This window comes from Microcoleus sp. OTE_8_concoct_300 (assembly GCF_031383065.1).
GTDB lineage: Bacteria > Cyanobacteriota > Cyanobacteriia > Cyanobacteriales > Microcoleaceae > Microcoleus.
In genome coordinates, this window is the sequence record NZ_JANMZH010000178.1 from 12371 (window position 1) to 37868 (window position 25498).

General features: G+C 44.9%; 19 protein-coding genes. 13 read left to right on the forward strand and 6 right to left on the reverse strand.

The window, feature by feature from the left end:
- The first annotated feature begins 8 nt into the window (after positions 1 to 8).
- The 6 genes from ACUVJL_RS08575 to ACUVJL_RS08600 all read left to right on the forward strand — a co-directional run bounded on the left by ACUVJL_RS08575 (position 9) and on the right by ACUVJL_RS08600 (position 3354).
- Positions 9 to 698: an ImmA/IrrE family metallo-endopeptidase gene (locus ACUVJL_RS08575; protein ID WP_445245451.1), complete on the forward strand. Its 690-nt coding sequence runs from the start codon at positions 9 to 11 to the stop codon at positions 696 to 698.
- Positions 699 to 726: 28 nt separating this feature from the next.
- Positions 727 to 1251, forward strand: a complete 525-nt coding sequence (locus ACUVJL_RS08580; protein WP_445245452.1) for a hypothetical protein — start codon at positions 727 to 729, stop codon at positions 1249 to 1251.
- A gap of 301 nt (positions 1252 to 1552) precedes the next feature.
- Complete coding sequence (locus tag ACUVJL_RS08585; RefSeq protein WP_445245453.1) at positions 1553 to 1738, forward strand: hypothetical protein; 186 nt, start codon at positions 1553 to 1555, stop codon at positions 1736 to 1738.
- Positions 1739 to 1781: 43 nt separating this feature from the next.
- Positions 1782 to 2624 carry an ATP-grasp domain-containing protein gene (locus ACUVJL_RS08590; protein ID WP_445245454.1) on the forward strand — a complete coding sequence of 281 codons (843 nt, stop codon included), beginning with the start codon at positions 1782 to 1784 and terminating at the stop codon, positions 2622 to 2624.
- Positions 2625 to 2686: 62 nt separating this feature from the next.
- Complete coding sequence (locus ACUVJL_RS08595; protein WP_445245455.1) at positions 2687 to 2989, forward strand: hypothetical protein; 303 nt, start codon at positions 2687 to 2689, stop codon at positions 2987 to 2989.
- A 104-nt stretch (positions 2990 to 3093) separates the two neighbouring features.
- A complete protein-coding gene (locus ACUVJL_RS08600; RefSeq protein WP_445245456.1) occupies positions 3094 to 3354 on the forward strand; it encodes a hypothetical protein in 261 nt (86 codons plus the stop codon).
- 75 nt (positions 3355 to 3429) lie between these two features.
- Here ACUVJL_RS08600 and argS read toward each other — a convergent pair whose 3' ends face one another.
- Positions 3430 to 5208 (reverse strand): arginine--tRNA ligase, encoded by a 1779-nt coding sequence (argS, locus tag ACUVJL_RS08605; RefSeq protein WP_445245457.1) that lies wholly within the window; start codon positions 5206 to 5208, stop codon positions 3430 to 3432.
- A 348-nt stretch (positions 5209 to 5556) separates the two neighbouring features.
- On the opposite strand from argS, the gene ACUVJL_RS08610 reads away from it, so the two are divergent.
- The 4 genes from ACUVJL_RS08610 to ACUVJL_RS08625 all read left to right on the forward strand — a co-directional run bounded on the left by ACUVJL_RS08610 (position 5557) and on the right by ACUVJL_RS08625 (position 12483).
- The gene (locus ACUVJL_RS08610) at positions 5557 to 5952 is read left to right on the forward strand and encodes a hypothetical protein (protein WP_445245458.1); all 396 of its coding nucleotides are present in this window, start codon (positions 5557 to 5559) and stop codon (positions 5950 to 5952) included.
- A 717-nt stretch (positions 5953 to 6669) separates the two neighbouring features.
- Positions 6670 to 8061 carry a malic enzyme-like NAD(P)-binding protein gene (locus tag ACUVJL_RS08615; RefSeq protein WP_445245459.1) on the forward strand — a complete coding sequence of 464 codons (1392 nt, stop codon included), beginning with the start codon at positions 6670 to 6672 and terminating at the stop codon, positions 8059 to 8061.
- A 74-nt stretch (positions 8062 to 8135) separates the two neighbouring features.
- Positions 8136 to 8315 (forward strand): hypothetical protein, encoded by a 180-nt coding sequence (locus ACUVJL_RS08620; protein ID WP_445245460.1) that lies wholly within the window; start codon positions 8136 to 8138, stop codon positions 8313 to 8315.
- Between the two features lie 343 nt (positions 8316 to 8658).
- Positions 8659 to 12483 carry a PAS domain S-box protein gene (locus ACUVJL_RS08625; RefSeq protein WP_445245461.1) on the forward strand — a complete coding sequence of 1275 codons (3825 nt, stop codon included), beginning with the start codon at positions 8659 to 8661 and terminating at the stop codon, positions 12481 to 12483.
- Between the two features lie 56 nt (positions 12484 to 12539).
- On the opposite strand, the gene ACUVJL_RS08630 is transcribed toward ACUVJL_RS08625, so the two are convergent.
- The 5 genes from ACUVJL_RS08630 to ACUVJL_RS08650 form a co-directional block, all read right to left on the reverse strand.
- Positions 12540 to 13928 (reverse strand): cytochrome P450, encoded by a 1389-nt coding sequence (locus tag ACUVJL_RS08630; RefSeq protein WP_445245462.1) that lies wholly within the window; start codon positions 13926 to 13928, stop codon positions 12540 to 12542.
- 76 nt (positions 13929 to 14004) lie between these two features.
- Positions 14005 to 14361 (reverse strand): MAPEG family protein, encoded by a 357-nt coding sequence (locus tag ACUVJL_RS08635; protein WP_445245463.1) that lies wholly within the window; start codon positions 14359 to 14361, stop codon positions 14005 to 14007.
- A gap of 196 nt (positions 14362 to 14557) precedes the next feature.
- The gene (locus ACUVJL_RS08640) at positions 14558 to 15055 is read right to left on the reverse strand and encodes a GNAT family N-acetyltransferase (protein ID WP_445245464.1); all 498 of its coding nucleotides are present in this window, start codon (positions 15053 to 15055) and stop codon (positions 14558 to 14560) included.
- A 92-nt stretch (positions 15056 to 15147) separates the two neighbouring features.
- Positions 15148 to 15744, reverse strand: a complete 597-nt coding sequence (locus ACUVJL_RS08645; RefSeq protein WP_445245465.1) for a tRNA-(ms[2]io[6]A)-hydroxylase — start codon at positions 15742 to 15744, stop codon at positions 15148 to 15150.
- 225 nt (positions 15745 to 15969) lie between these two features.
- The gene (locus ACUVJL_RS08650; RefSeq protein WP_445245466.1) at positions 15970 to 18150 is read right to left on the reverse strand and encodes an O-linked N-acetylglucosamine transferase, SPINDLY family protein; all 2181 of its coding nucleotides are present in this window, start codon (positions 18148 to 18150) and stop codon (positions 15970 to 15972) included.
- 99 nt (positions 18151 to 18249) lie between these two features.
- On the opposite strand from ACUVJL_RS08650, the gene ACUVJL_RS08655 reads away from it, so the two are divergent.
- The 3 genes from ACUVJL_RS08655 to ACUVJL_RS08665 all read left to right on the forward strand — a co-directional run bounded on the left by ACUVJL_RS08655 (position 18250) and on the right by ACUVJL_RS08665 (position 25135).
- Positions 18250 to 18915, forward strand: coding sequence for a glycoside hydrolase family 108 protein (locus tag ACUVJL_RS08655; protein ID WP_445245467.1), 666 nt, complete (start codon positions 18250 to 18252; stop codon positions 18913 to 18915).
- 814 nt (positions 18916 to 19729) lie between these two features.
- Entirely contained in the window at positions 19730 to 20866 is a 1137-nt protein-coding gene (locus tag ACUVJL_RS08660) for a protein kinase domain-containing protein (protein WP_445245468.1), read from the forward strand.
- 765 nt (positions 20867 to 21631) lie between these two features.
- Entirely contained in the window at positions 21632 to 25135 is a 3504-nt protein-coding gene (locus ACUVJL_RS08665) for a PAS domain-containing sensor histidine kinase (protein WP_445245469.1), read from the forward strand.
- Positions 25136 to 25498: the final 363 nt, after the last annotated feature.

Consider the following 25498-nt stretch of genomic DNA (forward strand, 5'->3'; position numbering starts at 1 on the left):
CCCTCAAAGTGAGTATCTTTAAGCCGTATTGCTTCTATCCCAAAGAAACGATCGAGCGTTTGGCAAATGACATCTTGATGCAGATGCAGAAAACGCAAAATTTTGCTCCGAGATGGCCTTTTGAGGCGACAACCGTTGCTGATTTTCTGGATTTGGGCGTAGTTTGGGACTGCATTGAGCCGGATGAAGAAGGTGCGATCGCGGCGAGGATTTTGCCGCAGCAGCGGTTAATCGAAATCAACGAACAGATTCTCGAAAAACCGCCGGGTTTCATCGAATCGACGATCGCCCACGAAATCGGCCACTGGGTGCTACACGTCAATCAAGACGAAGCAGACGGCACTGTGGAACAGTTGGAATTAAACTTGGGCAATCAAGGAAAAACCGCCCAGGATGTCGAGGAACCGTTTGTTTGTCGGGGTGCGAGTGCTGATAATAAGGTTTTGTCGATCGAATGGCAAGCGCAATATTTTGCAAGCTGTTTGTTAATGCCTCGGTGTATTTTGGAGGAAAAAAGACAGGGACGCGATTTAACTAAGTGGTCGCATTTATACAAAATGAGAGATGAATTGGGAGTGAGCATTTCCAATTTAACAAACCGCTTGCAAGAATTCGATTGGATTTACATTCCCAAGGGAACACGCGAGATTTATGCCGGCAAAGATGCGGCAAACGGACAGCAGCGGTTGTTCGGTTGAGAGGAAACTCGAATTTGAGATTTGAGAATTGCGAGTTCTCGAATCTCAAATTGTTAAAATTATTTGTACGCCAGGAGGCAACAAAATGGAAGCCAAACGAGTAGCAGATTTAACAGTTGAAGAACTGCAAGCGATAATTCTCGAAACAAAACCAGTATCGGAGTTGACCGTTGGAGAATTGAAAGCGATAATTGCGGAAGTAGTAGATCAACGGCTGATTAATTGGCTAAACACCGCGAATCAAAAATCATATAACGTGCTTCCTGCTAGAACGGAGGAAGAACAAACGCAGGGAAATTTAGCAGAAAGAGAGTCGTTGCAAAAGCGGCGAGAAGAAGGAAATGCCGAGGAACGAATAAAGCTAGTTGAATTTTATCAAAAAATATTAGATAACGCTCCTATAAAATCATCTGCCGTGCTTCCTGCCAGAACGAAGGAAGAACAAATGCAGAGAAATTTAGCAGCGATAGAGTTGTTGAGAAAATGGCGAGAAGAAGGAGACCCTGAGGAACAAACAGAGACTGGTGAATGTTTGCAAAAAGTATTAGATTAAGATCGACTTTCTTCTAACAGGTCGATATTTGGGCAACAAAAATGATATTTTTATTTGATTCGGGGCCTCTGGGAATATTAACGAATCCCAAGGCGGCGCCTGTGACTTTAGAGTGCCAAAATTGGGTAGAATCTTTGCTATTAAAAGGTTACAGGATGATTTTACCTGAAATAACAGATTATGAAGTGCGGCGCGAGTTATTGCGGCCAAATAAGCTGGCAGGTATCAGGCGCCTTAATGCAAATTAGGCTGGCTTGAATACTTGCCGATAACAACGCCAGTAATTCTCAAGGCTGCTTAGTTGTGGGCCGAATCCCGTCAAGCAGGAATCCCGACAGCACACCCGAAAGAACTTGATGGAGATGTGATTTTAGCGGCTCAAGGTTTGCTGGTTGGTGAAGGTGGAGAAGAGGTTGTTATTGCTACAACAAATGTGGGGCATTTGTCGAGATTTGTTGATGCTCGCGAGTGGCGGGATATTGAGTAATGCTGTATACTAAAGTTAAAATTCCCAATTGAAATTGCATTTTATGCTAACCAATATTGAACTCCTGCTGGCAGCTTGTGAGGAATTAAATATCCCTTACGAAATCCTGCATGATTCCCAAAACTTGATTAGAATCAAACATAGAGGGGAAAACTATTATTTTGTAAATTACCTGATGCCATTTAACAGCGCATCAATTGCAAAAATTTTTAAAGACAAAGAATATACTTATCAAATATTAAAAGGCAAAATAAATACTCCCAGAACTCTCGGTTTTGTCTCGCCTCACTGCCAGGAGAAGTATAAAAAGTATTTGAGTTTCCCAGATATTGAATCAATACTTTTAGAAGTAAACAAAAATTTCGCTCTGCCGATGATTCTCAAAAGAAATCGCGGTGCTGGTGGCAACAATGTTTTTTTGTGTGAAAGTAGAGAGCAAATTCAAGAAGCCCTAGAAATTATATTTAACATCAACAGCAAAAATTATGACTATGTGGCGCTAGCTCAAGAATACATCGAAATTGCCCACGAATATCGGGCTGTCTTCTGCAAAGAAAAGCTAGTTTTGCTGTACGAGAAAGACAAATCTCAGGCTAAATTTGCGGGTAATTTAAGCCCGCTGCACTGGGAAGGTGCAAAAGCCAAACATATAATTAACCCAAATCTCATGTCTGAGATTGAAGATTTTGTTAAACCTGTTTTTGCAGAAATGGCGATTAATTATGCGGGGTTTGACATCGCACTAGATAAAAAGGGACAATATTGGTTAATAGAAATTAACTCAACTCCTAACTACGATCTATTTATGAGGGATAACGATCGCCAAATTGTCGTAACAATGTTTAAAGGCATTCTGGAGAGCTTGATTGTTTACAAAAAGCCGTGAATGCTCGATTTGAGAAATGCGTTATAATTTACTAAATTCAACTCTTAAAAAAAGTAAAAGCAATGACAGCACAAGTGTTAGAACTAGAGGGAACGTGGGAAGAAATTCTCGCCCAATCAGCCAAATTTGCCGATCGCCGAGTTCGCGTTATTGTTCTTGCTGAGGAACGGCTGAAGTCAGGCGAAGACTGTTTTCGTCAAGGATGGCACGAAGCAATGACAGGAGAGACTGTACCGCTTTCTGAACTGTGGGAAGGCATTGATGCAGCGATCGAGATGATGCAGTCTCTGCCAGAAACTTTACAGCAGCAAGTAGCAGAATACTTGAAAGAGTATATCGCAGAATTAAAAGATGAGCTTCAATGAGACGAATCTTTCAAGAAAACGCAACCGCAACTTGTGGCTGCTGCCCAACGCGCAAAACAAGAAATTGCTGAAGGAAAGGCACAGGAAATGAGACTCAATGAGTTATGAAATCTGCCACCCTTCCTTCTTTTTGGGAAAAATACAATTCTCTTGACCGTAGAGTAAAAGAGCAACCTAGAAAAGCTTATCGTTTCTGGCTGGAAAATCCCTTTCATCGATCTTTGCACTTCAAGTGCATCAACCAGGAAGAAAATATCTGGTCTGCGAGAATCACGCGCGGCTATGGAGAAGTGGGGATTTTACAAGGAGATACCGTGACATGGTTTTGGATTGGAAACCACGATGATTATGAACGTTTTTTCTAGTATGAATCAGCCAATATTTTCTCACTGCTTATCTTCAAAAAAGCGATGGCTCTTTCTTTATTTGCGGTTAAAAACTTACATCCTCTCCAATACCTTAATTCCTAATAATCCTAATCCCAATTTCAAAGTCCTCGCCGTCAAATCGCACAAAATTAACCGCGAAGTCCGCAACGGTTCCTCAGCTTTCAAAACCGGACATTGCTCAAAAAATTGATTGAATTTTTGACTCAATTCAAACAAATACTGACAAATTCGATTCGGCAACAAATCGCCGCCAACCGCATTAATCACTTCATTCAACTGCAATAAATGCTTTGCCAATACCAACTCGGCATCTGATTGCAAAATTATTTCCGCACCAGCATCTAAGTTCTCAAAATCAATCTCACCTTTGCGGCGAATTCCCTGCACGCGCACGTAAGCATACAGCATATAAGGAGCGGTATTTCCTTGCAATGCGAGCATTTTGTCGTAACTAAATACATAGTTGCTGGCGCGGTTTTGACTTAAATCGGCATACTTAACCGCACTCAAACCAATTACTCGACTTACGTTAGCTATAAACTCTTCAGTTTCGTGTCTTTTCTCTTCTTCCAATCTCGATTCTAAATCTTTGCGGGCGCGGACAATTGCTTCATCGAGCAAGTCTCGCAATCGTACTGTATCCCCAGAACGAGTTTTGGCTCTTTTGCCGTCTTCTCCCAATACCAAACCGAAGGGAACGTGGACAATCTCGACATCTTCCGGAATCCAATTGGCTTTTTTCGCAACTGCAAATACTTGGGCAAAGTGGTTTGCTTGTCCCGAATCTGTGACGTAAATTAAGCGCTTTGCATTGTCTTTTTGGATGCGGTAGCGCACGGCGGCTAAGTCGGTGGTGGCGTAGTTGTAGCCGCCGTCGGTTTTCTGCACAATTAGTGGCAGTGGTTCGCCTTCTTTGTTGGTGAAACCGTCTACAAAAACGCATTTCGCGCCGTCACTTTCTACTACCAAACCTAGATTGGTTAAATCTTCGACTACTCCGGGCAATAGAGGATTGTAAAACGATTCGCCGCGTTCGGTTAATTTGATATCGAGCAAGTCGTAGATTACTTGGAATTCGCGGCGCGATTGATCGCACAGCAATTTCCAAGCGCGGCGGGTGTCTTCTGCGCCTGCTTGCAGTTTTACTACTTCTTGGCGGGCGGTTTCTTTGAAGGTTTCGTCTGTGTCAAAGCGCTGTTTTGCTTGGCGGTAAAATGCGACTAAATCTCCTAAGTCTAGGGCGTCAGCGGTTGTGAGGGCTTCGGGGTGAACTTCGCGCAAGTATGCGATCAGCATTCCGAATTGGGTGCCCCAGTCGCCGATGTGGTTGATTCTGAGTACGTCGTGGCCTTGAAATTCGAGGATGCGGGCGATCGCATCTCCGATGATTGTCGATCGCAAGTGTCCGACGTGCATTTCTTTGGCTATATTCGGACTCGAAAAGTCGATCGCGATTGTCTGAGGCGTTTTCGCCGGTTCAATCCCCAAACGCGAGTCGGCGGCGATCCTCTTCGAGGGCTTCGCTAACGCACTAATTTGCGCTTCCAAATAAGCCGGTTTCAGCTTCAAATTGATAAAACCGGGCCCGGCGATTTCTGGGGTTTCGCAGATGTCAGTAATATCTAGGTTTTCGATGATTGTCGAGGCGATCGCCCGCGGGGGCTTTCCTAACTTTTTCCCCAAACTCATCGCCGCGTTGCACTGAAAGTCCCCAAAGTTGGGATTGCTGGCGGCGGCTAGCATCGGATCTGCACCTGCATAACTTTCGCCGAATGCAGCGGTGAATGCTTTTTCAAATTTTGCTTTTAACTGTTGGGCGATCGAGTTCATCTTAAATATTTTGATTGGATGTTTATTTTCAACTCTAGATTAAGCACTTTTTGCCAATAATACTTACTACTTAGGTAATTTCCCCATCGGACCCTCTCCATCGGACCCTCTCCTCCTCGGACCAACTACTAAGAAATTTTGTACTTAGCTTTGAGCTGCTGATCGGATAAAAATCACTGGCAGCGCTAACACCTAGTACATTTTATCACAGTTGCGAGCCCTACACACATTAAAAAATGTCACATCTAATCAATGATCTCGATCGCTAGATCATTTGTTAAATCGCTTACATTAAGGTATGTTAAAATTTTTTCAATGCACCCAAAAATCCTACGAAAGGAAGTAGTTATGTTATCTCAACCTATTTTTGGCGATCGCTCTCTGACCCAAGTCTTTTATCAAGCAGTAATCGCTCGCTTCTACGACGGTTTCAGTCTCTCCACCCAAGCACTATTACGAGAGTGTACCCTCGGCTTCGCCCCTTGTCCCGATGGAGTCAAAACCTTTTTCATCATCGCGCCGAGTCTGGATGCAGCAGAGCAACTAATTGACAAAATGGACAGTATTTTGGAGCGAGTTGCCGAACTCATGGCAGGAGTCGGACAAGTTGCCCTGTGCATACTTCCCGCCTGCAGCGAGGCTGAGCAATCGGTCGATCTGGAAAACTTAGAAAAAGTTCCCCCGGATTGTCTGGCTTGCAAATTCTTTACTATTATATGTGCCGATGCTGCGACCGATCGATAAAATTGACAGTTAGCAACCAGCAACTCAGCAAGGCTGGGCTGAACCTGTGCCTGTGTCGGCGCGGGGTAGATTGCCTATTAGTTACAGTCGCTGGAATTATCGGGTAAAGCGTGCAGGTAATTAGATCGCGCAGCAAGGTTGCACTCGCAATCTGCAGGCAAGTGTTAAACAAGCAGGCAATATATATATCAAATGCCCGCTTCTGAGTCGATCGGATTTTTAACTGCCGGCTCAAACAGCCGTGCATCTACTTTTAACCTCCCCACTAAAAGCCACCAAAAAGCCGCATCAACTCTCCTGGGTGTCTCGCTTCTAAAGACAGCAGCAGGAATGAGGCGCTATCGCTGCAAAATAGAGTTTTGCGAAATATCTGCAGATGTTCACAATAAGCAGAAATATTATCAAAAATAGATAAGATTTGCGCGCGTTGACCTCAGAAACCGGGTTTAGAGGCCCGCGCTTCATATTCGCGGTTCGCTGCGAACTTGACAGAAAATAGGCTATTTGTGGGCGAGTCACAAGCTATACACAGAGCAAAGCTCAACTCAAAAAAAGATGAGTTTCCCAGCGGCAACCAAAGGCAGTGCAGAGCGATCGTATCACAGGCTCATAGAATTTGTTAAAAATTTCAGTTGAAAATTTGAATTATTAAATTTTATGCCTAACATTGGCGATAAAATCTAAGATTGAAATTCTCAAATCTGAAATCAAGACATCATGGTAAAACTGACACCAAACCCCAGCTTTAGTTTAACAATTCGGGTTGCTCTCCCGAATCAGCCGGGAATGCTCGCAAGAGTCACCAGCGCGATCGCATCTGTCGGCGGCAACTTCGGCCAAATCGACTTGATCGAGCAAACCCGCGCCACTACCATTCGCGATATCACCGTCGATGCTTACAGCACCGAGCACAGTGAAGAAATAGTCCAAGCAGTGAAAGAACTGCCAGATATCAAAGTGATCGACGTGTACGATCGCACTTTCAACTTGCACCGCGGCGGAAAAATCAGCGTAGAAAGCAAAATTTCCCTCAAACGCCAGTCGGATTTGGCAATGGCATACACCCCTGGAGTCGCCCGCATCTGCACTGCGATCGCCAATGACCCCCAACAAGTTTATAACCTCACAATCAAACACAATACTGTTGCCATTGTTACCGACGGTAGCGCAGTTTTGGGACTGGGAAACCTCGGCCCGGCCGCCGCACTGCCAGTCATGGAAGGCAAAGCCATGCTATTTAAAGAATTTGCAGGTATTGACGCCTTTCCTATCTGTTTGAATACCCAAGATACCGAGGAAATTATTCGCACCGTGCAGAATATCGCCCCGGTTTTTGGCGGCGTTAACCTCGAAGATATTTCTTCTCCCCGCTGCTTTGAAATCGAAGCAAGATTGCGGGAAACCTTAGATATTCCGATTTTTCACGACGACCAGCACGGTACTGCAATTGTCAGTTTGGCAGCATTAATTAATGCCTTGAAAATCGTGAAAAAAACAATAGGAGAAGTGTGTATCGTGATTAACGGAGCCGGTGCGGCCGGAGTCGCGATCGCCCGGTTGCTGCGTAAAGCAGGTGCCCAAAACATCATTATCTGCGACTCCAAAGGCGTCCTCTCCCAAGACCGCACGGATATGAACCCAGAAAAACTAGAATTTGCTGTACCCTCGAGCGGTACTTTGGAAGATGCGATCGCCGGTGCCGATGTATTTTTAGGCGTCAGCGCCCCAGGCGTGCTCACCCGGTCGATGGTGCGTTTGATGGCCGAAAATCCCATTGTTTTTGCAATGGCAAATCCCATTCCCGAAATTCAGCCAGAATTAATTATGGAAGATGCGGCGATCATAGCAACCGGACGCAGCGACTACCCGAATCAAATTAACAATGTTTTGGCATTTCCGGGGATATTTCGAGGTGCTTTGGACTGCAAAGCTGCCACGATTACGACCCGTATGTATTTGGAAGCAGCTTATGCGATCGCCTCTTTAGTCAGTCCTTCCCAGCTTGACAAAGAGCACATTATACCATCGGTTTTTGACGAAAGAGTGGCCATTGCTGTCGCCGGTGCAGTGCAGTTGGCCGCCCGATCTGAAGGTATTGCCCGCGATTAATTGAAAAAAGAAGGAAGAAGGAAGTTCGGCAACGGATTATGTAACGGATGTAACGGATGTAACGGATGTAACGGATGTTAGGAAGAAGGAAGTTCGGCAACGGATTCGCAAGGGCGGATTTAACGGATGTAACGGATGTCAGGAAGAAGGAAGTTCGGCAACGGATTCGCAAGGGCGGATTTAACGGATGTAACGGATGTCAGGAAGAAGGAAGAAGGAAGAAGATTGGAGGGAAGATACCATGTATAAATTAATGGTCTTTGTACCAGTTTTGTACTTGTTATTTTGTGATTTTTCTGGTTTATTCTCATTCCCTCTTTCCTGCTCCCCGTTGATTATTACTCATTTTTGTTTCCCCATCCTGTCTTTTTCCTCAACATCCATCCGTAAAATCCCGTACAGGGATCGTTGCTGAACTTCCCTCGAATCTCTTCCTTCTTCCCTCGAACCTCAGCATCAATTCGTTACATTTGTTAAATCTCGTAGACGGCTCGTTGCCGAACTTACTTCTTCTCTCTTCCTTAATCAATGATCAAAGTCACAGCAATAAACAAGATAAAAAGATATAATTAAATAATTAAAGTCCAGCTAGGTCAGATGCAAAGCCAGTTAGGAAAAGCCAAGCGGGATCGCTGCAACCGCCAATTGTTAGAACTGTGCCCGCTCGGGCTGGCATTGTGCCGGACGGACGGAACTTTTCTCGACGTAAATCCAGCTTTTGCAAGTATTATCGGCCGCACAGTTGCAGAAACTCTCCACCTCAACTACTGGGAAATTCAGCAAACACAGTGCGCGGGCCCAGAAAAATATCTAGAAAGTCAAGCAAAAAATAGCCACACGGGCCCCTGCGAAGCAGCATACAAACATAAAAACAACCATCTTGTACCCGTGCGAGTTTCCGAGTGGGCAATTGAAACAGAGGGAGAGTGCGCGATTTGGCTGAGTGCTGAAGAAATTTTTAGTCCTGGGCCTGAAAATAGCGAGCCGCACTGCAATTCACATTTAGAAAAATTGCTGACAAAGCAGACTGCCGAACTGGCAAAAACTCAGAAGCTACTCTCCGTAAAAATCGCCGAACTGGAACAGAATCAAGAAAAATTGCGTCTCCAAAGTCAAATTATCGACCAAATTCACGAGTCGGTGATTGCTACAGATATGGACGGCTCGATCACCATTTGGAATCAAGCCTCTCAAAAGTTATACGGCTATCAAGAAAGTGAGGCGATCGGACAGCACATTTCTCTAATTTACCCGCCAGAACAGCACGAATTTTTATTAGAGCAAGTCATCAAACCGCTACAAGAAAAAGGCGCTCATGAAATAGAAGTTATAACAAGCCGTAAATCGGGAGAAAAATTTTCCTCGCACCTGATACTTTCGCTATTGAAAGACAAGACGGGAGAAGTGATCGGGATGATTTGCTATTTAACAGATCTCAGCGTTTGCAAAGCTTTAGAACAAGAATTAGCACAGAGACAAGCACTATTTGATGCCTTTTTCCAGGAGGCGCCGGCGGGGCTTTGCATTTTTGACTCCCAACTGCGGTACGTGCAAATTAATCAATTTATAGCAGAAATAAATTGCCTGAGTCCAGCAGAACACATAGGCAAGACTGTACGCGAAATATTGCCGAATACCGCTCCCATTGTAGAGCCTTTGTATGAACAAATTTTGAGGACGAAACAACCCCTAATTAACATGGAGATGAGTGGTGACAATCCAAGAAGGCCGGGGTTTGTCCGACACCTGACAGGCTCTTATTTTCCCCTGCTCGATAAAGATGGCGAGGCCTTCGGCATCGGTGCAGTCATAATTGACATTAGCGATCGAAAACTTGCAGAAGCTGCACTGCAAAAAAGCGAACAGCTTTACCGCACTATGGCAAGCAACTTTCCTAACGGTGCGGTGATGCTGTTCGATCCAGAAATGCGCTACACGCTGGTAGAAGGTACAGAATTAGCAGCAGTGGGGCTTTCCAAAGAGTTGATGGAAGGCAAGACAATCTGGGAAGTATTCGAGCCAGATTTTTGCGCTGCCGTCGAGCAAAATTATCGGGCGGCACTGGCAGGAGAAACAGTTGTTACAGAATTTATTTACAGCCATCGCGTCTACCTCGGTTATACTTTGCCAGTCAGAAACGAACGGCAAGAAATTATCGGCGGATTGCTAATGACTCAAAACATTACGGCTCGACACTTAGCAGAAGAAGCCCTTAGGGAAAGCGAGGAAAAATACAGGTGCATTGTCGAGACAGCAGACGAAGGAATTTGGATGATAGATACGGAGGGTAAAACTACTTTTGTCAACCAAAAAATGGCCGATATGCTCTGCTGCACCGCTATTGAAATGATCGGACAGTCGCTATTTGCTTTCATGGATGCAGAAGGCATGGCGATCGCACAAGTCAGTCTCAACCGCCGCCGTGAAGGAATTCGCGAACAGCTCGATTTTAAGTTCCGTCGCCGAGACGGCAGCGAGTTGTGGGCGATGGTTTCTACTAATTCCTTGGCAGACAAACAAGGACGCTATGTGGGCGCTTTGGCAATGGTTGCCGACATTACCGATCGCAAGCAAACAGAAGCCGCATTGCAGCAGTCGGAAGCCAAATTTCGATCGCTCTACGAATTAACCAGTTTGCCTGTTTTTATGTTATATGACAATGACATCACCGATGCCAACACAGCCACCCTAAAACTATTTGGCTGCACTACCCCGCAAGATTTGTACGGCAAAAACCCAGGCAAACTGTCGCCTCCTTTCCAACCCAACGGCAGAGATTCTTTGAGCTTGGCCCACGAAATGATGGATCTCGCCTTTGAGCGGGGAAAGCACCGTTTTGATTGGGTTCATCGGCGCTTAGACGGTACTGATTTTCCCGCAGAAGTGGTGCTGACAGTCATCGAGGTGGGAAATGAAAAAATTATCCAAGCAGTGATCCAAGATTTAACCGATCGCAAACTTGCAGAAGAAACTTTAGTGCGATCGGAACAAGCGCTCAGACAACAAGCTCAGCGAGAACTACTGCTCAATCAAATTGCCAACCAAATCCGCACTTCTTTAGATTTAGACACAATTGTAGAAACCGCCGTTCAACAAATTCGCAATCTGATGCACCTAGATTGGTGCATCTTCACTTGGTATCGCCCCAACAGCAATCCTCCGGTTTGGGACGTAACTTACGAAGCGAAGAATGCAGATTTGCCGAGTATGCTTGGCACTTATCCTGTAGACGACAAATCTAGTCTCGCAGTGCGACAGATTTTGCGGCGAGAAATTCTGCGAATTGATGATGTCAGCACTTTTGAAGATGTAGAATTGCGCGAAGTTTTGCAGGCTTCAAATTTTAACTCAGTGCTGTCGCTGCCAATTCATACTGCTTCCGGCGATATTGGGGTGATTACCTGCTATCAGGCTATATCCATGCGAAATTGGAGCGAATCGGAAGTCGAACTGATGCAAGCGGTGGTCGCTCAAATTGCGATCGCGATCGACCACGCCGAACTCTACACCCAAACCCGCACAGCGGCCCGATTAGCTCAAGCTCAAACTCAACAGCTAGAACAAACTTTGCACCAACTCCAACGCACCCAAACTCAATTAATTCAAAGTGAAAAAATGTCTAGTTTGGGACAGTTAGTAGCAGGTGTCGCCCACGAAATTAACAACCCGGTTAATTTTATCTATGGCAATCTCAGCTACACCAGCGAATACACTCAAAACTTGCTAAGAATGCTGAAACTTTACCAGCGGGAATACCCGCACCCAACCGCAACAATTTTAGATGCCAGAGAAGACTTTGAAATTGATTATATTATTGAAGATTTACCGAAAATTTTAGCATCTATGAAAGTCGGAGCCGATCGCATCCGCGACATAGTTTTGAGCCTGCGGACTTTCTCAAGACTTGACGAAGCCGAAATGAAACAAGTTGACATTCACGAAAACCTTGAAAGCACGCTGCTGCTTTTGCAAAACCGCCTGAAAAATAAACCCGATTACCCGACAATTAATCTGATTAAAGAATACGGTAATTTGCCTTTAGTTGAATGTTATCCCGGTCAGTTAAATCAAGTATTTATGAATTTGTTGAGCAATGCGCTAGACGCATTGGAAATGGAGATGAACAAATCCGATCGCACCGCCAAAAATCTCGCAATTACGATTCGCACCGAAGTAACCGACAATAACTGCGTGGCGATACGGATAGCTGACAGCGGCTCCGGGATGAGCGAAGATGTGAAAAAGCGCTTGTTTGACCCGTTTTTTACTACTAAACCCATTGGCAAAGGAACTGGCTTAGGATTGGCGATTTCGCACTCTATTATAGTAGAAAAACACGGCGGCCAGCTTTCTTGCAATTCTGTATTGGGAGAAGGTTCGGAATTTGCGATCGAGATTCCTCTGCGGCAAAAATTAAATTAAAACCCGTTGTATCGGTATCATATCATCTGTGCTCTATCGACCGGATTTGATAGGATTCAAATCCTACCCTTTACCACCAAACGCACACCACCAGCCGGTGCCATTGTCAAACCGCGGCGTACTGGCAAAACCGGACGATTTTCTGCAAGTTCTAAAGAGTATCGAGACAGCACTTTCGCCAATACTAACTTCATTTCAAACATTGCAAATGCCGAGCCAATACAGCGGCGGTTCCCTCCCCCAAATGGCAAATATTCGTAAGGCGAAAATTGCCTTTCTAGAAAACGTTCTGGTTTAAAACGCTTAGGTTCCGGGTAAATATCAGGACGGTGGTGAACCAAATAAATACAGGGAGCAAGTATCATTCCTTTGGGAATATTATAACCCATTAACTGCATCGGAGCTTGCAGAAGGCGCGGAAATGTAAAAAGTACGATCGGATAAATCCGCAGCGTTTCGCAACAGACAGCATTCAAATACGGGAGTTTAGCTATTTCCGCCGGCTCGCAATTTTCGACATCAATAGAATTGAGTTCTTGCAGCAGTTTTTCACGGACTTCTGGGATGTAGTGAATCCAACACAAAGCCCAGGCTAAAGCTGTGGCTGTAGTTTCGTGTCCTGCGAATAAGATTGTCATTAATTCATCCCGCAATTCAACGTCGCTCATCGGCCCTCCTGCTTCGTCACGAGCTAAAATTAACAAGCTCAGGATGTCTTCGCCCAATGGTTCAGACTGAGTTTTGCGATCGCGAATTTCTTGATAAAGCAGTTCATCTAAACGCTGTCTTTGTCGCAGAAATCCTCCCCAAGGACTCCAAGCACCTAAATCTTTTTGCAACGACTTGATAAACAAAAAGGTAGCGTTTAATGGATTGCTAAACAGGCTGAACATATTAATAATTAGTTGCTGAATTTGCTGGTAGCGTTCTCCTTCGCTCAGCCCGAAAACCGTGTGCAAAATTACTTCCAAGGAAATTTGCTGCATAGTTGATTGCGCGATAACCGACTTACCAGAAGTCCAATTATTAATTACTTTTTCGGTGGTATTGCGGATGATTTGTCCGTAAGCTTTCATGCGTTCACCATGAAAAGGTGGCATTAAAAGTTTGCGCTGCTGCAAATGTCGATCGCCATCTAACAACAATAACGAATTGGAGCCTACTAAAGGTAGCGTTATGTTATTTGCCGTACCGGATTTAAAGAGTTTGGAATCGGCGGTAAAAATTTCTTGAATAGCTTGAGGATTGCTAATAATTACTTGGGGCGGAAAGATGCTGGATTGGGCGATATAAATGTCGCCGTAGCGTTGATAATTACTATCTAAATCATACAGAGGATTTAAAATTCCCCGCACTGTCTGAACAAATATAGCGCCTTTAGGACCGTCTAGCAATTTGTTGGTAGCATGATTTTGAGAGTGACTCTTCTCTGTGGGAATAGTCATTTGTTTTTCTCCTAGTTTTAGGGTTTCACAGGACTAATGAAAGCATAAGTCTTATTTCACAAAACTATCAAATCCCTCAGCTATTGACAAATAGTACGCGGTAGGCATCATAAATTAGTACGGCAATAGTAGGATACAGAGTAACTCCCAGCCCAAAAGCTCGTTCTATCGGCTCTTTGAGATAGCCTATCCAAAACGCTATTCTTCCGAAAACAAACAAACTTGCCAAAATTGGAATCAGCTTGATGCTGTAAGTATCTAAAAAGGTAGAAAGGATTAAACTGCCTACAAAAAACAGCACAAATTGCTCTAGAGTGTTGCTCAGATAACGCAAATGAATCCGCATTGCTTCTGATTCGGCATTCGCTAAAGGGTTGATGGCTGGGCTGCTAAATCTACCATTACCAACTGCAACTATGCCGGCAAATAACATCAGTACCGGAAAAATTTGGCAGCGAAGGCTGAAAATTAGGCGCGACTCTGGGGTATTTAATAACGGTAGGGGCAGCCCTATCACATAATAACCAATCAGTACAAAAGTAAGGCAGAAGATAAAGGCAGAAATGCCTCGCCAGCTATTTGCTGTTGTTGATTGAAACTGAGTAAATTAATCATTGTTTACACAAACCTTATTGTAGCTTTTTTATATCTAGAGATTTTACGTAAACCCGATCGCACCTTTGCGTCTCCACGCCAGTTGTCGGTAGATATCCGCTATTTTCGTACATTTTAACAGCTTCTTTGAGAATGCTAGCAGTTTCTATCCAGATTTCATCAAAGCCGCGAGCGATAATTTTACTTTCCAATTCTTGCAGTAAAAATTTCCCCAAACCTTGTCCTCTTGCTGCTGGCAAAATATACATTTTGCGAATTTCCACAGCATTATTCCCGCGCTCAATCGGATAGTAACCCGCCGTACCCACTATTTTATCCTGCCGTTCAACTACCCAAAATTCGCCGCCTTTATTCTGATAATGCAGTTCAACATCATAGACATCTCGATCTGCCCCGTGAGGTTCACATTTTAAACCGTACTCTGCTAAAACATCTCTAATTAAATAGAACGCCTCAGCGCGATCGCGCGTTTCCCAGGAACGAATTAAAAAATCGAGATGTTGGGTTTTCATTGGTTGTTGCAACTTAATATTTATTTTTTGACTTGAGCGACTGTAAAATTAGTGATCTTTTGTGTTTTACCGTCTTTAAATGCAGCTAGCTTTTAACTGTGAATTCTCGGTTCAGGATGAAGAATTGCCAGTAACTCGCTCTCTACTAATGATAATTCCTCCAGCCTGTCAATCACAAGAGCGCGATCGAAATAAGTTGTTGCCAAAATCCAATATACCCCGTAATGGCGCGCTTCCGACGCCATCAAACTGCGGTAAAACTTAGCCAATTGGGCGTCGGGACAGCGATCGCCCAGCAACCCCAACCGTTCGTGACTGCGCGCTTCTATCAAACCAGAAACTAACAAAGAATCCAAAAGTCTCTCCGGTTCCTGCTTGCGAATTTGGGCGGACAAACCGGCACCGTAAGGAGGTGCGGCCAAAGGGCCCAAAGCGATGCTGCGCTCTTCTAACCGCTGGTTTACTTGCTCGAAATGCTCTAATTCTTCACGGGCGATCGCCGTTAGCATCCTCACCAATTTTTCCCGGGCTGGGTAGCGAAACATCAAATTTAACGCTACTCCCGCCGCTTTCCGCTCGCAGTGAGAATGGTCTAATAAGATTGTATCCAAATGGGCGATCGCCTGTTCTATCCAAGCTTCCGAAGTCGGCTGTTTTAAAAACTTAATAGTTGGCAGTGTTAAAGTCATACCATTTTAGATTTTAGACTATGAATGAGTGCTGCGATATGGGTTGAGAGCCTGTATATGTGGGGCGATGCACGCCGCACCTTACCGCTTAATTATTTTGATTTAAACTCTTGTGTGGTGGGCACGCGAACCCCCACTCAAAGTTAAAACTCAATGCACAACAGCTTAACAACCTAATTATGTAGGGTTCCATGCACACCGCACCTTACCCCTATAATTCGCGGGTCAAACCATTTTACACAATTTTTCCAACACCGCATACATATCACCAGCAAACTTTTTCGGATTCCACAGTGGCGACAAATTGGCTTGATCTTTAGATTTCACCAACTGTGCTTTAATTGCGTTTCTCAATTCACCATTTTTACCCAATTTTACACCCAAATCGACATATTCCGACCAAGACCAAGCCACACCAGCTTCAATCCCCAAAGCCTGCAAAAACGAATAACCCATTCTCGACAAAAACTGCTCTCCTGTGCGAGTCACCACGGGCAAATTAAACCACAAAGCCTCTAAAGTGTGAGTTCCTCCGTTGTAAGGATAAGAATCTAACAAAACATCGGCCAGCAAATAGATAGTTCTGTGTTCTTCCTCAGTAGCAAACCTCGGCAAAAACTTAATTCGGTGCCTGCCGACTCCTTCAGCTTCGCAAGCTTGGTGATACGCACCCTCAAACACGGCAGCATCGCCTAAAGCTTTGTGAATTAAGATACTGTTCGGCACTTCTTTGAGAATCGCAATTTGTGCTTTTACCAAGTCGCGATTAAATTTTCTACCGGGAGCGACGCACAGGTAAACTATCTGATCCAAACCTATCCGATTCGACTTTCTCAATGCAACCGGATCGACTCCATATCTCTGAAAACCTGACACCGCTACAAAGGAATCCGGCATCCTAATTAGCTGCTCGTCATAATATTTTTCCCGTCCGGCTGGGTGCGAGTGCCAGTCTGTAAGAAAGTAATTTTTCGCCGATATGTAAGGGGCATCAAATCCGAGCCAAGAAACACAAACTGGTGCGGGTTTTTGGTAGAGAATGTCAGCGTGAATTGGTACGCTGAGAGAATCTAAATCGACTAAAACGTCCAATTTATCTTGCTGAATTTGGTCGATAATTTCTGCGGAATTGGCAAGTCCGTTCGGGTACGTTTTCGGAAAAGTCAGTTTGCCCACACTCTCAAATTGCTGAGTGAGCTCGTCTGGAACAATTTTTTCGGAAGCGTACAAATATAAATTGGGTGTGATCTCCGACAATTCGCGAATGATGTCAGCGCTGCACCAACCTACAGAATGGCGACTGAAGTGATTGGACAAAAAGCCTATTTTTAACTTGCCTTTCAAAGCAGTTGGTTTGAAACTGTAATTTGCGGGTTGAGAAAAATTAGGTTTGATACATTGGTCGATATATTTTTGGGAAATTAATCTGTAAAGTTTTGAGTTGGCCGCCAAGTCATCTCGCAAATAGGGCGTGCTGAATAAGAAGTTTGCATAAAGCGATTTAATTTCTACCGAACTAGCGGTTTCTAAGTTTTGCTGCAAGTACGATTCTAGCTCTAAAAAACGCTCGCCCGCAATTTGATTTAATCCCGACACTTGATAGGTGCTGACGAAGTAAATCGCGGTCATAATTGGATCGGTTTCGGCACACATTTGGCTGTATTTGTGAACGGCTTGCCGCGCGGCCGCTAAATCGCTAGTATCTCTGAGGATGCCGCATAAATGTTGGTGAGCGGAAATAAAATCGGGTTTAATTTCTAGGGCTTTTTGAAGGTTGGGTATGGCGTCTTTAAATTTGCCTTGGTGGCGCAAAACTATGCCAATTTGACAGTATGCTTCGGCTAAATCGGGTTTGAATGCGATCGCCCGCTGCCATGCAGCCACCGCCTCATCTAACTGCCCTTGCCGCGCTAATTTATCTCCTAATTTTAAGTAAAAATCTACCTCAACTAGATGAGGATTGAGTTCGAGAGCTTTTTGCTCGTATGCTACCGCTGCATCCGGCTGCCCCTGCAGCTTAAGTGCTCCTGCCAAATTCCAGTAAGCTGCAGCCAAATTCGGTTTAAGTTCGATCGCCTTGGAGTAATTGACAATAGCCTCCACCAAACGCCCTTGTTTGTAAAGCATACTGCCCAAATTAGTATAAGCCTCAGCAAAATCGGGATTCAGGGCGATCGCCTCAGAATAACACCGCATCGCTTCCTCAAGAAGGCCGCTTGCTTGCTGCACATTGCCCATCGTCACGTAAGCCGCCGCCCAATCCGGTTGCAATTCCAGAGCTCGGCGACAAGCAGCGACGGCTGCTGCTAAATCGCCTTGAGAGTAATACATTTCTGCAACGACTGTCAGCGATGCAGCATCTTCAAATTGGGGTGTTTCGGATTGGTTGCGAAAATCAGAATTCATTTGGCGGCCTATCTGTGCTATCAAGTTAAAGGTTGAATCTAGATCATTTTGCAGAGTAGCAGTTTTAGCGGAACTACGGGCGATCGTCACAGAGAATTTATGAGCGACAAGCAAGCGACACAGCGCCAACATAACATCAGGTGGAAACCAAACCTCCTGCTGGGGATACTCTTGTTAACCTTGGCAATCCCCTTACCCTTGGCCCAAAAGACTCTCGCACAGCAGCAGACAGCCAGCTTTCGGCAGAAAGTATTTCAAACGGCTCTTTATTTCACTCTATATTTTGAGGGCGGATTCAGCAATCACCCTGCGGATAAGGGCGGCAGAACTTATCGGGGGGTCCTGCAAACGGAATACAACGCCTACCGCTACAATCGTGGGCTTCCGCCCCTCGACGTGACGCAGATGTCCGAAGCAGAGCTCCTAGAAATTTATAAATATTACTGGGATTCGAGCCTCTCGGACACGATGCAGCCGGCTTTGGCGATCGTCATGTTTGACACCGCCGTTAATTTCGGTATTAATAACTCTATTACCTTTCTCCAGCAAGCCTTAGGATTGCCGCAAACCGGCATTTTTGACCCGCGCACCAAGGAAGCATTGAAAGCCGCTAACAACAAAAATACGGCGCTGCAAATGATTAACGAACGAATTATTTACCGTTACAAAAGGGTGCAAGAAGATCCGAGTCAGATGGCTTTTTTCCGGGGTTGGCTGAGTCGCGATTACAGTTTGTGGGGCTACGTGAACAAGATGAAAAATTAACTGTTAACTGTTAAGCTGTTGCGGCATTTAAATTGTATGTTAAAAAAAATCAAAGTCTTGTGGGGTGGGCGTCTCGCCCGCCCTGAATATACAATTTAAATGCGCGACAGCTTAGCCGTTAACAGTTAATAAGCTGGCGCGCATCTAATTTTAACAATCTTTTTTCTTGAAACTATTGTGGGGTGGGCAGGAGAGCCCGCCCCATTTAAATCTCAATGCAGAACAGCTTATCCGGCTCAAATAACCCTTATAGGTTTGTAGTGAGGACTAGAGTCCTCATAAAACTCAGACGATGCACGTCCTCACTACTCTCAGCAATATCTTTTTAAATCCCTAAGCTCGTCTTTGAGAAAAATCAGTCAATTTAAATTAACACCTCATATCAACTCCGCTAGCATCGGAATTGTCAAATCGAATCAACAGTCAATACTCAACTATCATTCAGTTTTTCGGCTGACAGTCATTAGTCATTAGTCATCAGTAATCAGTCCTCAGTCATCAGTCATCAGTCAACAGTCATCAGTCAACAGTCAACAGTCATCAGTCATCAGTCAACAGTCATCAGTCATCAGTCAACAGTCAACAGTCATCAGTCATCAGTCAACAATGATAAGGAGTGCAACCGGAATTAATATCAACCATTTGTCAAGTAAATTAATCTCATAAAATTCACAATCTTGATTCATAAAAGTCATATTTATCAAGATATGTTTCACCCATAAAAAAGCCGAAAAAAATTAAAGGAAACGGTCTATAACAGAAATATAAAAACAAAATGTGTGGCTGCTGCCCAAGTAACTTAAGCCATGAAATTATGACAGTAGAAGAAGCAATAATTTTTTTGGACAATCTGGTATACGAACAAACGGAAAAACACCTGAGTCGGTTGCAACAGTCGATAATTCGAGGTGTTGTAGGGGGTTTGACGTACCAAGAAATTCAGCAAAACGATCCGATCGCCCGCGGGTACACAGTGGGCTACCTGGGGCGGTATGTCGGCTACAACTTGTGGAAAGACCTCACCAAGGTACTGAAGCAAGCAGAAATTATTGGACAAGAAGAAAGAGTAGTGGGAGCAAATCTTTGGGACTGCATCATGAGATCTGTACAAAAAGGCACACAACGAGCTAATTCTGTCGATCCGATATTGCAAAAGCTGCTGCGGATGCGTTACCGAATCAGAGAACATTTAGTCAGCACCGAGTACAGCAATACCTATCTGGCTGAAGATGAGAATTTGCCCGATCGACCTTTGTGCCTCGTCAAGCGCCTGAAAAGCCAGTCTGAGAGAAGCAGCCAGCTATTCGATCGAGAAACGCGGGTTTTATATCGATTGGGCAAACACGATCGGATACCGGAATTGTTAGCTCGCTTTGAAGAAGATGGATATTTTTATTTAGTCTATCAATTCATCGAAGGGCAACCCCTGTATCAAGAACTAATCGAAGGTCAACCTTGGGAAGAACATCAGGTTATTGCTTTGTTGAAAGATATCTTGGAAGTGCTTGTATTCGTTCACAAACAAGATGTAATTCACCGCGACGTTCACCCTCAGAACTTAATCAGGCGGACATCAGATGGCAAGATTGTATTAATTGACTTTGGGGCCGTTAAAGAAATTAACACCTCGCACAACAGCATCGGTCAAACGCGATCGCGCGGAGGCACTCAGCAAGACTACATCCCTCCCGAACAAGCCATCGGTTCGCCGAAATTTTGCAGCGACATCTATGCTGTCGGGATTATCGGGATTCAAGCCTTGACAGGGATGCAGCCGAAACAACTCAGAGTCGATAATTTAGGCAATCTCATCTGGCAGAACAATGCAACTGTCACCCCCGAGCTTGCTAGCGTTTTAGACAATATGGTACTGTACGCTTTCCCCCAGCGTTACCCGTCAGCAACCGAAGCTTTGCAAGCACTTCAAAAGTTGGGAGTCAGTAGTCAGTAGTCAGCAGTCAGTAGTCAGTAGTCAGTAGTCAGTAGTCAGTAGTCAGTAGTCAGTAGTCAGTAGTCAGTAGTCATTAGTCAGTAGTCAGTAGTCATTAGTCAGTAGTCAGTAGTCAGTAGTCAGTAGTCAGTAGTCAGTAGTCAGTAGTCAGTAGTCAGTAGTCATTAGTCATTAGTCATTAGTTGATGAACAAAACCCAACCGCATTGTACGCGAGCATCTGTAGGGACACTTCAAGAGCCGTGTCCTTACCGGGCTCTTTTAATAATGGGTATAAGATTGAGAATTGTAGCAAAAGTTTTCAAGCTTAAAGTTATAAGCGATTTAGTGAATTTACTCAAGTCTTTTAAACAACTGTTTAGCGTAACTTTTGTGCCGATCGCATCAACCGCACCCGCCGATCCCGGTTTACAATGTAAGTGATCTTGTGAGCGAGGGATTCATCCGCTACCATTACCCCTCGCTCAACTGAGTAAAAACACTTGGCAAGCCCGATGAATCGGGCGCTAATTTCCAAGGAACAAGGAATTTTTTATTTTAACTTACAAGCATAAAATAAAGTTGAATTCTGCCGAATGCCTTCTATATAAGAGCTTTCAGCCTTTGGTTGACTATCTCTCTAAAGTTAGATAAAATAATTCATATTTTATGCAGGGCTGTTTTAAGAAAATCTTAAGCAGCTTTGTATAGGGGGCAACAATATAACTACAGTATTTATTGTTACCTTAGATACGTAGAAATCCAAATAATTTGAGGGAGCGAGAAATTGGAACTTTTTGAACCACCACAACAAGTGCAAAAGCCCTCAACCCCAATTGCGGCAGTTCAGTCTTTTTCCAAAAAAGCTAGTATTGCAGTAATCGCGATCGGCTGTACAGTCATTTTGGGTTGGATATTCGATCTGCCACTCTTAAAGAGCATTCTGCCCGGACTGGTTACCATGAAAGCCAATACTGCGGTCTGCTTTATTTTGGGCGGGTTTTCTCTGTACATCCAACAGCGGCGGCGCGCCGAATTAACAGCAAGAAAGCATCAAAAAATCGCTAAATTTTTAATTTCTAGCGGTTCATTTTTAATGATATTAATTAGCCTCTTAACCCTAGCTCAATATCGCTTTAATTTAGACTTAGGCATCGACCAACTCCTATTTAAAGAGAGTTACGCCTTGACAAGCCGCGGAACACCAGGACGCATGGCGCCGAATACTGCTGCTGCTTTTTTATTGCTGGGAACAGCCCTGCTGCTGCTGTCAGAACGCCGCCCTAAATACCGACGGGTTCAAATCTTAAGCTGTTGTGCATTTTTAATTGCATTTATGGGTTTAATAGGCTACATCTACGGCAAAGCTTTATTTTACAGAATTGGCGATTATACAGGCATGGCTTTGCACACGTCCGCAGCATTTATGTTGCTGAGCTTCGGCATTTTATTTGCCTGTCCAGAGCGAGGATTGATAGCAGTAATCGCCAGCGAGCGCGCGGGTGGCATCATGGCGAGGCGCTTGTTGCCGCAGGCAATTATTATCCCGCCCTTAGTGGGTTATTTCATCCTCACGGGAGAGCGGTTACAAGCCTACACGTCGGAGGTAGGGATATCGCTGTTAAGCGTATTGAACGTAATTATTTTTACAGTTCTGATTTGGCAGAATGCAAAAACTCTCTGCACCGCCGACCGGAAGCGATATCGAGCGGAATTGGGACTGAGGAAAGCTAAATTAGACTTAGAAACTAAAGTTGAGAAACGGACTCTCCAACTGCAAATCGCCAACGAACAATTGCAGCAGCAAATTCTCGACTCTCAAACAACAAAGCAGGCGCTTCAAAAAAACTACAACCTGTTGCTGGCAGTGATAGACAGTACACCGACCGCCCTATTTGTCAAAGATATTCAAGGTCGTTACATGATGCTCAATGCTGCGGGAGCCAGTATAATTGGCAAGTCTGTAGACGACATTATCGGCAAAGATGACAGCGAGTTATTTCCGCCGGAAATTGCGGGCAATATTAGGAGGACTGATCTCCCAATTATGACAGCGGGAGAAACGCAATCAATCGAAGAGGAACTGCCAGTTAAAGGCAATTTGCGGACATTTCTTTCTACAAAAAGCGCTTACCGGGACGGGCTAGGAAATATCAGCGGTATAGTTAGCATCGCGCGGGATATTACTGAGAGCAAACAAGCCGAAATCGCCAAAAGCAATCTGGCAGCAATTCTGGAAGCAACGCCGGATTTTGTAGGTATCTGCGACCTCGAAGGACGCCCCATTTACATCAACAAAGCAGGTCGAAAAATGGTGGGTATAGACGAAAACGAAGATATATCCAACCGACAAGTTGCAGAATTCACGGCAGCGTCAGCCCGCAGCACTTTGAATCAAGGGATCGCCACCGCTATTTCCGGTGGCTTTTGGAGCGGAGAAACAGCCTTTGTGTCAACATCGGGACTCGAAATTCCTGTCAGCCAAGTCATCATCTCCCACTCTGCACCAGACGGCAAACTCACATACATTTCGACGATCGCCCGCGACATCAGCGATCGCTTCCAAGCTGAACAAGCGCTGCAACTGTCTCAAGCTCGTTTCGCCGGCATTTTAGAAATTGCCGAGGACGCGATTATTTCCGTGGATGCGGACCAAAAAATTATCCTGTTCAACCAAGGTGCAGAACGGATTTTTGGGTGGACGGCTGCTGAGGCGATCGGGCAATCCCTGAGCCTGCTGTTGCCCGAAGCTTTTGTCGCCCCTCACAGCCACCTCGTCAGTAATTTCGGCAACGTTAAACAAGCCCGAAAAATGGGCAGCCGCAAAGAAATTTTCGCCCGCCGCCGAGACGGTACGGAATTTCCCGCCGAAGCTTCTATTTCCAAACTCGAAGTTGCAGGGGAAATCATATTCACAGCAATTTTGCGCGACGTGACAGCCAGCCGGCAAGCCGAAGAATTTGTGCGTCAGAGCGAGGAAAGATACCGATCGCTGGCAATGGCCACCGCACAGATGGTTTGGACGATAGACGGCCAGGGAAAGCCCATCACACTAATCGACTGGATGGCATATACAGGTCAAACTTTCGAGGAAGCTACAGAAAACTGGGCTGCGGCAATTCACCCAGACGATCGCGCGATCGCGGCCCAAGCTTGGAAGCGCGCTGCAGAAACTAAAAGTCTCTACGAAGTCGAGCACCGCTTGCGGGCAGCAGACGGCAGCTACAGACACTTCTGGGTGCGCGGAGTTCCAGTTTTAGCAGAAGACGGCAGCATTCGCGAATGGGTGGGAACTCACACCGACATTACCGATCGAGTCCAAGTTTTGGAAGCACTCAAGCAGTCCGAGGGACAGTATCGATGGCAAGCAGCCCAGCTAGAGAAAGCTGTCCGCGAGTTGCACCAAACTCAAACTCAACTCATCCAAACCGAAAAAATCTCTTCTCTCGGGCAGCTAGTCGCCGGCGTCGCCCACGAAATTAACAATCCGATTAACTTCATCTACGGCAACATCACCCACGCCAGCGAATACGCCACAGACTTGCTCGGTTTGCTCCACCTTTACCAAGAAAAATACCCAAATCCCGTCCCGGAAATTGTAGAAGCAGCCGCAGATATTGACATCGATTTCTTAATGGAAGACTTTACGAAGATTTTGGAATCAATGAAAGTAGGAGCCGATCGCATCCGCGACTTAGTTGTATCCTTGCGCAACTTTTCCCGACTCGACGAATCGCAGATGAAGCTAGTTGACATTCACGAAGGAATCGAAAGCACTTTGGTAATTTTGCAGCACCGGATCAAAGGTAATCCACTTCGTCCCGCGATCGAGATTATCAAAGAATACGGCAACTTCCCAAAAGTCGAGTGCTATGTAGGTCAGCTCAATCAAGTATTTATGAATCTGTTAGGAAATGCGATCGATGCCCTCGAAGAGTACAACCGCAAGCGTTCTTCACAAGAAATATATGCTAATCCCAACATAATTCGGATTAGCACCACTGCGAATTCACACACACTAACAATTCGGATTGCCGACAACGGGATGGGAATCAATCAAGAAGTTATTGGCAAGTTGTTCGACCCATTTTTTACTACTAAACCCGTCGGCAAAGGCACAGGCTTGGGACTGTCAATCAGCTATCAGATTATAGTTGAAAAACACCGAGGCAAATTGCAGTGTATTTCCGCGCCCGGGGAAGGTGCAGAGTTTGTCATCGAGATTCCCCTTGGCCAGGAAGTATCAGCGCTGGCTGCGGAAAACAAAAAGGAAAAGGTCATTAGTCAGTAGTTAGTAGTCATATAATGTCCGGTCGATTACCCTGATTCCTGTAGGGGCCCGTGAGCCAATAATATTTGCCAAAAACGGACAATCTCACAAACGGGCCCCGGCAATTGTATTATGGGCGATCGATCCGACATGATATAATATCAATTCCGGTTGCATTGGAATGATTAAACCGCAGAGAACGCAGAGAACGCAGAGGAAGAGAACAAAGAGATGAATACAGGACGATGCTAACGGATTTGATATAATCGGGCGATCGCTATTTCACAAGTTCAGTCCTCGACGGATCAACACCAAGAAACCGGGTTTTTTACCGTTTCTGGGGCTGTAACAAACTATTTCGTCAAAAACCCGGTTTCTGAGCAC